This window comes from Halopseudomonas pelagia (genome assembly GCF_009497895.1).
GTDB classification, from domain to species: Bacteria; Pseudomonadota; Gammaproteobacteria; order Pseudomonadales; family Pseudomonadaceae; genus Halopseudomonas; species Halopseudomonas pelagia_A.
The window spans coordinates 3039928-3053229 of the sequence record NZ_CP033116.1; the positions used below are offsets into that span (position 1 = coordinate 3039928).

The window sequence follows — 13302 nt, forward strand, 5'->3', positions numbered from 1 at the left end:
GGTGTCGGCATCGCTGGAAATCGATCAGGTTATCTTAGTCGATCGGATTCCTCAAAAGGTTCAGTTTGGGTATAGCCTTGCAGAGTGCCGAAAAGAATTCGGAAAGAATGGGAAGATTCTAAAGAGTATCCAAGCAGTTTTAGTCGAGCACAGCATTGCTGACAACCTTTTGAAGCTCGAACCAGAAATCAAAAAACTTTCCGGCGTTCGCAACCATAAAGCGCTGTCGGATGCGGTAGGCAAGATTAATGCGCAAATCGGCAACACGGAACAGATTTTACATTGGTCTGCCGCTCACGCAGAAGCCGATTTGGAGTCAATTCAGCCAATCGCACTTGTCGCTGACGCGCTGGCCAAGTTTAATGAAAGCCTGCCGACGCGCTTAGACAAACTATTAGGCGCATTTCAATTATTTCAACTGCACGCAAAAGATAGAACTCAGTTTATAAACTCATGCAAGTACAGCAGCTATCTCGCGGAAAAATATAGTCACGAATCAATCATCAGATCATTTGACACGACATGGAAAGGCATCAAGCCGAAGGAGTACAAAGGAAAACTTGTGGTCGACTTTCCATTGGCAATAGATATTTCCAACGGTCAGCGCGACTCATTGAGCTTTGCCGCCTGGCTTCAAAAAGTAGCAGCTTCTACTGCATCCCGCGACTGCATAATAATTATTGATGAGGTTTTTGATTATTTAGACGACGCGAATTTGGTGGCAGTTCAATACTACATTTCTAATTTAATTAAAGAAAAAAAGGCAACATCCGGTCGCGTTTACCCCCTAATCCTGACGCACTTGAACCCACTCTACTTCAGAAACTTCACGTTTAAGGACCAAAAAGTATACTTTCTCAAGAAGTATCAACCTTCGATAAACCCTCATTTCAAAAAGTTAATTGTAGAGCGCTCTGACCCGTCTATCAAGCTGAGTGTAGACCATCACCACCTGCACTTCGAGCCTTCCTCTGTTAATCTGCGAAATGAATTTAAGGCCCTAGGTCTCAAGGAAACGTGGGGAGACTCAACCATATTTCACAAGCACCTTAAGTTCGAATGGAATAAGTATCTCGCAAATCAAGATGATTATGATCCTTTTGCGATTTGCTGCTATGTAAGAGTAAAAATAGAAGAGCGGGTCTATAACAAGCTGCCTGATCCTGCTACTCAGTCAGCTTTCTTAGCTGAAAACGGTACAAGAAAAAAGCTGAAGCTGGCCGAGTCTAGTGGCTTGTCACTTGACGATGTCATCTATCTCTTGGGGGTTATTTACAACGAGGGCATGCACATCAGGGAGCATGTAGATAACAGCAGCCCAATTGTGGCGAAGTTGGAAAATCTGACGATCCGAAAGATGTTACTGGAGAGCGTTGAGAGCTAACAAATCATTGCACCGGACGTTTATCCTGCCACCCTATTTTGCTGCCGCAAAATAGGCACCGCCCCAAACGCCGATGAATTGAGGCGTGAAAGATAAATCAAAAACAGGAGTTAGCATGAAACAATTGAAAACATTAGCAAGTTGGTATAATTCTAAAACTAGTAGACAACGGAATATCTTGAGGATTACCGCACTTCTCCTCTCCGCATTCCCCGTTGTTGGCTGGCTCGGAGTTGCGCCCTGGATGATACCTCTGATGCTTTACTTAGAGTTCAATCTTGGCCAAAATATAGACGCTTAATCTTCTTAAACAAAGGAAACGAACATAGGAAACAAATTCATTTTCCACGATAACGCAACTGTTTAAGATGCACGTCTTTATTGCCAAAATATATAAACCTTTTCATCATGATAACGTTCTGAGCAGCCAGAGAATCTCTCATCTGAGAGAATAAAGATGCATACACCGCAGCTATTCATGAGAGATACTAGAGCAATGAGCAAGCCTAGTGAACTTGCTTTTACTTAAGTCTCAGACCGTCGAAAAGCCGAGTTTTATATCTGGAAAGGTAGCAGCATGCCAAAATATTTAGGATTTATCGATGAGTCCGGAAATCACGACCTAGATACTTCAAAAGAAGGCGTGTCTAAGTACTACGTCGTCAACGCGATCATTTGCAAAGAACATCAGTTACAACGCCTGACTAATTTTGTGGAAACACTAAGAAAGAAACACTACGGGGAGGGCGAAATAAAATCAAGTAGGACGAAAGCTGAACGCCGAATCCGAGTAATCGAAGAGCTTCGAGCGATTGATTTCAAGTTCATAGCGCTCGCTGTAAATAAGGACGAACTCCAAAAGACCGGTGGGTTCCCTCACAAGAAAAGCTTCGTGAAGTTTCTACACGGAATACTCTACAAGGGGTTGGTAGCTTCTTATCAGGACATTGCTATAAGCGCAGATGAATACGGCCGAGAGGAGTTCATGCGGGGCTTTCGAGAGTACATTTCAAAAAATCACATTCCAGACCTTTTCAAGTCATGCACGGTTGAACACGTTAAAAGCGACAGCAATGTACTAGTACAGCTCGCAGATTTTCTTGCCGGAACTATTCGCATGGTCTACGAGGGTGGTGCGTCAAAAGAGCTGATGCAAACCTTCATTGAACTGGCAAAGAAATCGAAGCTCTCAATTGAAGAATGGCCTCCTCAGTACTTTAGACGTATCGATCAGCGAACCGAGCGCAAAGAATTTGATGAAGTTGTCTTCAACGTCGCAATGAACAGCGCAGCGAATTTCATCTCCGAAAACGATGACTTCGCCGACCACGGACTACGCGAGCAACTAATTGTCCTGAAATATTTACTATTTCAAGCTCAGTTCGTACACACTGATTACATCAGCTCAGGCGAGCTTCGTGATCACCTTTCTGCGCGGGGCTGCGAACAACTTTCTGAACACCAATTTATGTCGTCGGTCATCTCCCAGTTACGCGATAGAGGTGTTCTCATCTCAAGTTCAAACAAAGGGTACAAAATACCCCAAACACACAGCGACTATATGGATTTCGTTGAACTAGTAAACGGGCAAAGCATCCCTTTACTTGAGAGATTAAGACGCGCCAAGAAGACGCTATTTGAGGCGAGCCTGGGAGAGCTCAAAACATTTGATGACCCTCAGCATGCAAGGCTAAAGCGTGTCATTGAGGCCCTAGAAGAATAGCGAAATAAAGTGAGTAACTGGGGTCAGATTGAACTAGCCCCGGTTACTTCTTCCTGAAAAAATGTCAAAGGTAGCTCGAGAATTTCAGCTAGTTTTACAGCCATTTTTGTTGCACGTAATGGCGCTGTGGGTGTCAGTCCAGTGAGAGGAATTGTCTTTGGTGTTAACGCCGCAACCGGTTACTCCGCCCTTTTGTCCTTTGTGCACGATGCTTTCTCCATTTGGTGGAGAATGTTTTACGGCCATGGTTTTATTCCTTATTGGGGTTAACTGGTTCCTGGCCACAATGACCATATCGAGCAGTACCAAGATGAGCCGCGGATGTCAAACAACTGGGAGTTGATTGGGGCAGATGAACATTAAATGTTGATTGTGTTTAGACATTGGTTTGATTTTTCTAAATTCGGTGAAAATGCTCATCTGACGCTAGCTTTCTTTGGCCCTGGTTTTCCTAATACGCGATTAACCAAAAAGAAGACCCTGCCGGGCCTTCTTTATTGGGCTTGATCGAACATCTTAGAACTTGAACAGTACCCCGACGGAATAAAGGTCAACATCACTGTCAATATCGTACCACTCCCACTCACCGACAATACCGAACTGGTTAGTGAACATATATTGAGCGCCGATCCCGTACAGTAGGTCGGTGCCATCGTCGCTAACACCGGAAGCAGCACCGCCACCTTCAACATCCCACATAATCGCGCCGAACTTGCCGAACACGCCGAACTGCTCGTTCACAGGCCAGGTGCCTTTTGCCGCGAGTGTCCAGCCGTCCACTTCGGCGCTGACTGAAGAGCCACCTATCGATCCGCTGATCTCACCGAAATCTACAAAACCTGCCTCAAAGGCGAGATTAGGATTGAGCTCCCAGCCACCAAAGACCTTCCAGCTGGTGTCTTCATCGTCGCAATTGGCGACACCGTCGCAGGCATCGATGGTTGCCTGCCCGACGCTCGCTCCAGCATAGAAGTCATTATCTGCAAGGGCATCGGCTGTCATACCCAACGTCAACAAAATTGCGCCAAAAAGCTTGGTTTTATTCATTATCTGCTCCCTGTACTAACGCTGCACAACTCATTTGGACTACTGTTTCTATAACTGCCGTATCAGTATCTTGCGATTCAGCATATAAGTATAGATCACTACGCTGGCTAAGACTGCAGCAGTCAGGGTCAGATAAAATTGCAAGGAGCAACCTGATGGATAACCTGGCACTTCAGTGTCGTTGTGGTCAGATCAAAGGCCGCGCTATCAAAGTGAATCCAGCGGACGGCACCCGCGTTATCTGTTACTGCAAGGACTGTCAGGCCTTTGCTGTCAATGGCCATTAATTTTGACCCACTTTTGGCCAATAAAATTGACCCACTTGCGTACCGCTAACCGCCGGTTTTCTGCTTCAGTCGATAGCTCTCACCTCCCAGCATAAAGATGTGTGAATGGTGGATCACGCGGTCGATGATGGGCACGGCCACGTTGTCGTCATGGAAGAACTCGCCCCAGCTGGTGAAGTCCTTGTTGGTGGTCAGGATGACCGAGCGGTACTCGTACAGGTTGTTGATCAACTGGAACAGGTTGTAGCGGGCCTGCCGTGTCATTGGCAGGTAGCCCAGTTCGTCGATGATCAGCACGTCGTACTTGCTCAGTTGATTCAAACGCTTCTTCAGCTCGCCCTTCATCTCCGCCAGCTCCAGGTCTTCGACCAGTGCCAGAGCGGTTCGGAACAGCACTTTGTAGCCAGCCTGGACAGCCTTGTGGCCAATCCCAATGGCCAGATGGGTCTTGCCCACGCCCGGTGGTCCGATGAACACCAGGTTGTCCCGGTTGTCGATAAAGCTGAAGTCCAGCAAGGCACTGACCTGCCGCTTGGTAATGGTGGTCTGGTGCCGGTAATCGAAGGCCTCCAGATGTTTCTCCGAGGGGAGCTGCGCCTGCTTGAGGTTGCGGCTCACGCGGCTGCTGGAGCGGGCGTTCAGCTCATGCTCGACCAGTGATTGGGCGAAGTTCAGGTAGGACAGTTCATTGGCTTCAGCCCTGGCCAGCAGAGTGGCCAGCTCACCGGCGGTCGCGCTGAGGCGCAGGCTTCGGTACTGCGCAATGGTGCTATCGAGCAGGCTCATGGGGTCACCCCGTGGCCAGTCGACTGGCCAACCCGGGCGTAAGCGTTCAGGTCAGCGTGACTGACCTGGCTGCCAGCTACGGGCGCATAGTCCTGATCGCTGATGACCCGACCACGCGCCTTGGCTTGCTGCCAGGCTTCGAGGTAGCGCTTGAGTCCAGTGGCAGTCAGCTCGCTGCGCTCACACAGCTCACCAAGTAGCGTGGTATCAACTGGCGCATGGGCCATAAGTAGGTCGCGTGCGGCGACCAGCTGGTCCTTGTAGATGCGCGGGGAAGTACGCTTGAGCAGTTGGCACAGGGTTGCCCCCAGGCCATCGGGCAAGATCGAGTCGATGCCGTGCTCCAGGTTGGCAATGCGCTGGGCATGGTCTCGATAATGGTTGTTGTTCTTGACCATCCGGCCCTTGGCCTTGCACAGGTCATGGGTGGCGATGAGCTCACCGCTCTCCAGATCATGGATCAGCAACTGGTCGTCCTGGGCGCTGACACCGACACGGGCTTGCTGCCACGCCATGGGCACCGAGTACTTGTTGGCCTGCCAGGAGATCAAGCCAGTCTTGTCGACCTTACGGGTCTCGATTGCTTGCGCCACGTGCAGCAGGCTCTGCGGAACGAGATAAGGCTTGAGCTGGGCACGTTCCAACGTCTCGAAATGCGCTCGTGGATGATGCCCCGTCGTGCCGTGCAAACGTGCGTTAGCCACGGTCTCAAGCCAGTCATGCAAGTGCTCGCGAACGGCGTTCTCGTCCTGGAACTGCTCGCCGTAAAAGCAGTCGCGCTTTACGTACTTGACCCCGGACTCCACCTTGCCCTTGCTCTCCGGATCATAACCCTCGCACGCGTGGATGCGGTACCCGACGGTAGTCGCATACTGGTGGAAGCGCTGGTTCAGCGTCAGCTCACGGTATTGCTCGTTGATCACCACCATCTTGGTCTGATCGTAGATGCACTCCTCGGTGACGCCGCCAAAGTAGCGGAAGGCCTCGTCGTGCATCTGGATGAATCGTTCGGTATCCAGTGGCCTGAAGTCGAGGCCGACGTACATCAGCCGGGAACAGGACAGCACAAACACCACAAAGTGAACGACGCGCTCCAGACCGCCGATCATGACGCCCCGCAGCTCACCGGGATCGACCTGACACTGGACGCCTGGTACCGACTCAACGACCGGCTCGTAATAGCGCAGCTGACCGCTGGCAACCTGCTGCTTGAGCGCTTGCACATAGCGGCGGATGCTCCGGTCTGACACCGCCAGGTCAGTGGTGCGTTCCCTCAGGCGCCGGGCCAGCTTGACCGCGCTGAGGGCTGGAAACTGACCCAGCTGATTGATCAGGTAATCACGGTGCTGGTCGAGCAACTTGGTGCGCGAAGGGTCAGCAATAGCGGCGCTAATCTGCACCTCATCTAGCTGCAGATACTTGCGTACTGTGTTCCGGGAAATCCCCAGCTCACGACTGATGGCACGGACCGACAGGCCTCGGCTCTGGTCATACAACCCCTTGATCTTGTGAATCACAACCCACTCCTTCAATGATCTGTCCCCGGCCTGTGCATAAGGCGGGTGACGCTACATGGAACGGTGGCCAATGCCACCATGGGTGGGTCAAAATTGTTGGCCAGAGGTGGGTCAGATTAATTGGCCATTAACATTTGCCCACGCCCTCAAGGCGGGTGCTGAGGTACTCGATGAGCAAGGCGGTACCGATATCTACCAATTGCCGCCCGCGCGCCTGCAAATTCAACAGGGGCTGGAACAGATTCGCTGTCTGCGGTTGAGCGAGAAGGGTCTTTATCGTTGGTATGCCGGCTGCTGTAACACACCCGTCGGCAATAGCCTGGCGCCGCGGGTGCCGATGATTGGGTTAATCCACAGCTTTATCGTCGATCCTGAACGCGAAGCCAAGCTTGGTCCGGTGCGCGCTTGCGTCAATCTGCGTGGGGCGACCGGCCAGATCCCCAAGAGCCAGCTCGATGCAGCGCCCGCACGCGGCTATGTCGGTAAGCTCATGCTGAAAATCCTCGTCTGGAAACTCAGCGGTCAAGGGCGACCAAACCCATTGTTCAGCACCAAGGGTAAGCCGCTGGCTAGCCCGCATATTTTAAGCCCCGGCGAGGAGTTATAAGGCCTCAGGAATTAATGGATTCAGAGTCCTTGATCTTCGGTCTCTGGAAAGAAACTTGGATCAGATTGATCCACCCCGATTACCCGGCATCGTAATTACTGCTACTTCAAATTAAATCGAAAGGCGAGCTCTATGAAGGTTTTGCTAATACTAGGTGCTATTGCTGTTATATTTTTTGTGTTGGTCATATTAAAGAGGCAACCTAAAAAGGGTAAAAAATACCCGACCGCACGCGTCAATCAAGCTGTAGTCAGTAAAAATCAGAACAGATTCCAAGCCACCAAGGTTGTTCCGGGAAATAACGCCTGCTTGGCGGCGCAGGACTTACAAGGCACGTTTTTTCTTAAAAACGAAGGCAATACACCCACTTTACCCCTGACAGAATGTACCCAAGGGTCGAACTGTCACTGTAAATATGACCATCAAGATGACCGCCGCAGTGACGAGGATGATCGACGTACCTTAAGCCCATTACGAAGCACGCTTTATCTCAATACTGAAGCAGATGAAAAGCGAGGCCGTAAGCGTGGACGCAGGGCCCCTGATTAATTCAAGAATCATAATTGGAGAGACCAATGGCGTCAGTGTCATTGATCATTGGTCTCTGGGAAGAAATCAGGTCACATTGATCCCCCCGATTACCCGGCCCGGTTTAGCTTTTCGAATTGGTGCATGAGAAATACTCACAAGGATTGTCGAGCATGAAAAAACTGATCATCTTCGCGCTATTGGCCTTCGCTGGCTGGAATTATTACCAGAAGAACATGGCGACGCCGATCCCTGCAGTTGTAGCTGCCCCGAGTGCCAGAAACCAGCCAGCACAGAGCTTCACATGCGATGGCCGCCAGCATTGCAGCCAGATGGGCTCAAAAGCGGAAGCTGAGTATTTTACAAGGCACTGCCCCAACACCAAAATGGATGGCGATAACGACGGCATACCTTGCGAGAACGACTCAAGGTTCTAGCGCTTGGCCGAAAGTCCACTGCGGCTAAAGACGATATTATTTTCCAGCACCCTGTCGAAATCGGGGCTCACTGCTCGACTAACTGATGACATACAAAAACATCATCCAACAAAGGTTAGGAGTGCAGCCATGCCCCGCATGATTTTTATCAATTTCCCCGTCAACGATCTGGCCGCATCAATGGCGTTCTACACCGCCATCGGATTTGAAAACAACCCGCAATTTACCGACGAGACCGCCGCCTGCATGGTCTGGAGTGAGGCGATTCACGTCATGCTGCTGACCCATGACAAGTGGCGCACCTTTACCAGCCGCCCCATCCCGCCTTCCACGTCTGGCGAAGTGATGATCGCTCTGACCTTTGACAGCCGCGAGGCGGTTGATGGCATAACGGAAACGGCAGCCGCCAACGGGGGTACAGCGGATATCAACTCCGTACAGGATCACGGTTTCATGTATAGCCGTACCATCGCTGATCCCGACGGCCACGTGTGGGAGCCCTTCTGGATGGATCCGGCGGCAATACCTCAGTAAAGAGCCGTTATTGACCGCCCCAACCGATAAAGGCATCGTGGTGACGACATCCAATCGTTAGGGGCCGTCATCATGTTGAGCATTGAACCTGCTACGGAAGCGGACCTTCCGGCTGTTCTGGATATTTACGTTCAATCAGGTCTTGATGGCGATACACATTTGCCACTGGAAGAAGCCCGGATCACTTTTGCTCGCATGCGCGCCTATCCGAATTACAAGATATATGTGGCAAGAGCAGAAAGTGGGATTGTGGGAACCTTTGCCCTGCTGATCATGGATAACCTGGGGCACCTTGGCGCTCCGTCGGCTGTGGTCGAAGATGTGGCCGTGCATGCATCAATGCAGGGGCAAGGTATCGGCAAGGCCATGATGGAATTTGCCAAGCGGGAATGTCAGAAACATGGCTGCTATAAACTGACGCTCTCTTCCAACCTCAAGCGCCACGATGCACATGCGTTTTATCTGTCATTGGGGTTTGAGCAGCATGGGTACAGTTTTGGGATTGATCCTGAATCGTGATGAATGGGCTCAGGATCAGATAGCTCCGCCTCAACTCAATAGCAGGTTTTGCTATGGCTACAGTGCCACCTTCTGCCGCTAGTGCTATATTTTGTAGCGAAGGACACCAACATCCCGACGAGACACGCTGACGGCAACGGCCTTGGGCAACATGCAAGCTCGATGACAGATGCACTTGGTATAGGCAAAAAAATAAAAGTGCAGTCTCCCTCCTCTCTTCCAGTGACAGACTATCCGTGCCGCTCGGCCTGCACGGTGCTTTACCCATGATTGCTCACACGCCAACCATCTTCGCCTCGGTGGCCTGGGTGGCTATGATCATGGCCTTTTGTCTGCTGGTTGTCGGCCGCTTCAACCAGCGCGATGGCCTGCTGACAGTGGGGGCCGGGTTGCTGGCACACGCACTGGCCTACGTCTGTTTTACCCTATTCGGTCATGCCTCCCTGTGGGTAACCTATGCCGTGCCCAATTCGCTGCTTTCGGTCGCAGTGGCCTTCTACACAGCGAGTATTTTCCGTATTGCCGAGCACCGCGTTCCCTGGCTCTGGCTGTTCAGCCTGCCGCTCTGCCAGATAGTCCTGCTTACTCTGCTGCTCAATACGCTGGAGCCGCGCACTCTGGTGGCCTCTGGAATACTCATGATCCAGTGCGCGTTCATCATCCGCTGGGCAGCACACTTCGCCCAGCCGGGCGGGCGCGCTCATATTCTGCTGATCGTCGGCGCGGGGATCAGTCTGATAGGCGTCCTCATCCGGGTGGTGTCCATTGTCGGGGGCAGCGCAGTGGAAATGCGCTATGACGTCAGTAACCTCAGGCAATCGATATCTATCAGCCTCGGCACGGTGACAGTGATGATGCTGTCGCTGGGGTTGGTGCTGATGTCCAAGGAGCGCAGTGAAGCGGCTCTCAAGTATCTTGCCCTGCGCGATGCCCTCACCGGCATACCCAACCGGCGCGCCATTCTGGAAGAGCTTGAGCGTGAAGTGGAGCGTGCGCGGCGGACTGACACCAGACTGGCCATCGTCATCATTGACCTGGATCACTTCAAGAGCATCAACGACCAGCACGGACACCTGGCTGGCGACGAGGTGTTGCGGCATTGCGTTGAGCAAATGAAAAAAAGACTGCGGCAGACCGACAGTCTGGGCCGCTACGGCGGAGAAGAGTTCCTGCTGCTGATGCCCGGCGCCACCGTGGAGGGTGCCATGACAGCGGTAGAAGATCTGCGCCAGGCCATTTCAGACAACCCCACGCTGTTTGGCCAGCAATGCATCCCCCAGAGCTTCAGCGCTGGCGTCTGGGTCGGTGTGCCAAGCGCCACAGATGATGGCAACAGCCTGATCGCTCAGGCAGATGCCGCGCTGTATGAATGCAAAGCGACAGGACGAAATACAGTGCGATTGGCTGGTGGCAAGCTGGTTGATGCAAGCGCTACTGCGGCTGTTACTACGTAACCTGACACAAGCAAGAAGGCTTCAGATTTTTTATTCCGCCTTCTCATGCCCTTCTTTTCCGAAAACACGGCCAGCCAATGTCACGGCGCCGAGGATCACCGCGCCCGCCAGTATGCCGAACAGCGCATCGAGGAGCGTTGGCACCAACCCGCCCAACACCGAGCCAATATAAGGCAGCGCCAGGGTAAACTCGGCACTGGTTAGAATTGCATGATGCACAGCACCGAAGCCGTGGGTAAGAATGCCGCCACCGACCATGAACATAGCTGCCGTGCCGACAACTGACAGGGTTTTCATCAACCAGGGCGCGATAAAGAGTATGGCGTTGCCAATACTCTTTACCAGGGCACTGGTCTTCTGGCTCAACAGCAGACCGAGATCGTCCAGCTTTACAATGCTGGCAACCAGTCCGTACACGCCAATGGTCATGATCAATGCAATGCCTGACAGTACCAGGACCTGCTGCAGGAATGGCGCGTCGGCCACTGTGCCTAGCGTGATCGCGATAATTTCTGCAGACAGGATGAAGTCGGTTCTTACCGCCCCGCTGATTTTGTTCTTCTCGAAAGCCACCATATCCACGTGCGGATCAGCCAGCGCTCGGACCGTTTCGGCATGCTTCTGCGCATCATCATGCAGAAACCGGTGTGCCAGTTTCTCGAAGCCTTCGTAGCAAAGGAACGCGCCGCCCAGCATCAATAATGGCGTTACCGCCCAGGGAATGAATGCACTGATCAATAGCGCAGCCGGCACAAGGATCAACTTGTTGCGCAAGGAGCCTTTGAACACGGCCATCACCACCGGCAATTCTCGGACTGGTTTAACACCGGTCACCTGCTGCGCGTTAAGCGCAAGGTCATCACCCAGCACGCCAGCGGTTTTCTTGGCGGCGATTTTGGTCATGATCGAGACGTCGTCGAGAATGGTGGCAATATCGTCGATTAGCGCAAGCAGACTGGAAGCCACGAGGTGAATCTCCTGTTCGTTGGAACCTGGGTAGAGGCCTGACCAGCGCCCGCAGTTTCAAAAGGGTCAAGTATACTCCGGCCCAGAAGTAGCCGAGCCAGCAATAGGCTGGCTCGGCTGCAGACCTACTCCTGCGGCGTCAACTTCAGCAGCGTACCGTTACCTCCACGCTTGCCATCTTCCAACAGCCAGATCGCACCCTCCGGACCTTGCTCAACCTCGCGCACGCGTCGCTGCAGGTCAAAACGTTCTGCCTCCTGGGCGCTTTCCCCGTCGAATTCAACACGTACCAGGCCGAGAGACGAGAGGCCACCGATAAAGCCGCTACCCTTCCACTCCGGGAAAAGATCCCCGTCATAGATGATGAAGCCTGCCGGCGAGATCACCGGCGTCCAGCTGATAGCGGGCGCTTCAAACTCTGGACGAGTGTCGTGATCGGGGATGGGCCTGCCGTCGTAGTGCTCGCCGTTGGATACGATTGGGTAGCCGTAATTGGCACCCTTTTCGATCAGGTTCAGCTCATCGCCACCTTGCGGACCCATTTCATGGGCCCACAACTGGCCGTCTGCATCGAAAGCCATTCCAAGAATATTACGGTGGCCCAAAGACCAGACCTGCGCCGCCACCTCGCCCTGATCGGTGAAGGGGTTATCATCAGGTACGCTGCCATCGTCGTTCAACCTGACCATCTTGCCCAAGTTGCCAGTCATGTCCTGCGCCGGGTCGAACTCCTGCCGCTCGCTGGAGCTGATCCACAGCATTCCTTCATCATCAAACGCAAGGCGGTGGCCGAAATGGCCATCGCCAGACATCTTCGGCGTTTGCCGCCAGATCACCTTGAGATCTTCAAGCTCGCCGCCGCCATTCTCGTCCAATACCAGCCGGGCCAGGGCTACCGCTGCGCCAGAACCACCGTCTCCAGCCTCGGCATAGCTGAGATAGACCTGCTGGTTATCTTCAAATTGCGGGTGCAATAGCACATCACCCAGTCCACCCTGCCCGGCATGAACGACCTCGGGTACGCCGCCGATGTTCCCGGTTTCACCTGTCTCCAGGTCATGCAGACGCAGGTTACCCGCCATCTCTGTTACCAGGAGCCGACCATCTGGCAGGAATGTCATGGCCCAGGGTGACTCGAACCGGGTGATCTCGGCCACCGTAAAAGGAGTACCGGAGTCGGTTGATTCCACCTCGCTCGGATCAGATGCCGCCATCGCTTCAGCTGAGTCCGTATCGGCAGCAGTAGAGGACGACTCTGCCGGGGCCGCTTGGGCTTCAGTGGTCGGCGCGGGAGGCTGATCAGGGTTACCTGGGTTCGATTGATTGTCGCAGGCGGTCAATAGCCCGAGGGTTGCTAGAAAGATCAGGGAATGTCTGAAAGGGACCATGAGTACTCCTGAGGATTGGGGAATCAATGGGTCGAATCAATGGGGTCAGAGTCATTGATCGTTGGTCTCTGAGCAAAGTTCAAGTCAGGCTTTGCCTTCTGCCCTTACCGTGCCTGACCATTAGC

Annotated in this window: 13 protein-coding genes; 8 read left to right on the plus strand and 5 right to left on the minus strand. The window is 52.8% G+C overall.

The genetic code is table 11. From position 1 onward, the window contains the following. Window position 1: 1 nt before the first annotated feature. Together EAO82_RS14185 and EAO82_RS14190 are read left to right on the plus strand one after the other, a co-directional pair. Window positions 2–1384: a hypothetical protein gene (locus EAO82_RS14185; RefSeq protein WP_143520347.1), complete on the plus strand. Its 1383-nt coding sequence runs from the start codon at window positions 2–4 to the stop codon at window positions 1382–1384. Between the two features lie 577 nt (window positions 1385–1961). Next, complete coding sequence (locus tag EAO82_RS14190) at window positions 1962–3107, plus strand: DUF3800 domain-containing protein (protein WP_096347436.1); 1146 nt, start codon at window positions 1962–1964, stop codon at window positions 3105–3107. Between the two features lie 516 nt (window positions 3108–3623). On the opposite strand, the gene EAO82_RS14195 is transcribed toward EAO82_RS14190, so the two are convergent. The 3 genes from EAO82_RS14195 to istA form a co-directional block, all read right to left on the minus strand. After that, complete coding sequence (locus EAO82_RS14195; RefSeq protein ID WP_096347434.1) at window positions 3624–4154, minus strand: outer membrane beta-barrel protein; 531 nt, start codon at window positions 4152–4154, stop codon at window positions 3624–3626. Window positions 4155–4486: 332 nt separating this feature from the next. Continuing rightward, complete coding sequence (gene istB, locus EAO82_RS14200; protein ID WP_022964809.1) at window positions 4487–5227, minus strand: IS21-like element helper ATPase IstB; 741 nt, start codon at window positions 5225–5227, stop codon at window positions 4487–4489. Further along, a complete protein-coding gene (istA, locus tag EAO82_RS14205; RefSeq protein WP_022964808.1) occupies window positions 5224–6744 on the minus strand; it encodes an IS21 family transposase in 1521 nt (506 codons plus the stop codon). The genes istB and istA overlap by 4 nt, the downstream gene beginning before the upstream one ends. Window positions 6745–6814: 70 nt before the next feature. Here istA and EAO82_RS14210 point away from each other — a divergent pair, with 70 nt between their 5' ends. From EAO82_RS14210 to EAO82_RS14235, 6 genes are all read left to right on the plus strand, one after another. Next, the gene (locus EAO82_RS14210) at window positions 6815–7351 is read left to right on the plus strand and encodes a DUF6151 family protein (RefSeq protein ID WP_096347433.1); all 537 of its coding nucleotides are present in this window, start codon (window positions 6815–6817) and stop codon (window positions 7349–7351) included. A 132-nt stretch (window positions 7352–7483) separates the two neighbouring features. Beyond that, window positions 7484–7900, plus strand: coding sequence for a hypothetical protein (locus EAO82_RS14215; protein ID WP_143520346.1), 417 nt, complete (start codon window positions 7484–7486; stop codon window positions 7898–7900). Between the two features lie 152 nt (window positions 7901–8052). Further along, complete coding sequence (locus tag EAO82_RS14220; RefSeq protein ID WP_096347432.1) at window positions 8053–8316, plus strand: excalibur calcium-binding domain-containing protein; 264 nt, start codon at window positions 8053–8055, stop codon at window positions 8314–8316. A 129-nt stretch (window positions 8317–8445) separates the two neighbouring features. Beyond that, complete coding sequence (locus EAO82_RS14225) at window positions 8446–8850, plus strand: VOC family protein (RefSeq protein WP_096347431.1); 405 nt, start codon at window positions 8446–8448, stop codon at window positions 8848–8850. Window positions 8851–8922: 72 nt separating this feature from the next. Continuing rightward, a complete protein-coding gene (locus EAO82_RS14230) occupies window positions 8923–9369 on the plus strand; it encodes a GNAT family N-acetyltransferase (RefSeq protein ID WP_096347430.1) in 447 nt (148 codons plus the stop codon). A gap of 266 nt (window positions 9370–9635) precedes the next feature. Then, entirely contained in the window at window positions 9636–10823 is a 1188-nt protein-coding gene (locus EAO82_RS14235) for a GGDEF domain-containing protein (protein WP_096347429.1), read from the plus strand. A 30-nt stretch (window positions 10824–10853) separates the two neighbouring features. On the opposite strand, the gene EAO82_RS14240 is transcribed toward EAO82_RS14235, so the two are convergent. Beyond that, window positions 10854–11789, minus strand: coding sequence for a DUF808 domain-containing protein (locus EAO82_RS14240; protein ID WP_096347428.1), 936 nt, complete (start codon window positions 11787–11789; stop codon window positions 10854–10856). A gap of 125 nt (window positions 11790–11914) precedes the next feature. Further along, on the minus strand, window positions 11915–13177 hold the full coding sequence (locus tag EAO82_RS14245; RefSeq protein WP_174958888.1) for a PQQ-dependent sugar dehydrogenase: 1263 nt from the start codon (window positions 13175–13177) through the stop codon (window positions 11915–11917). Window positions 13178–13302: the final 125 nt, after the last annotated feature.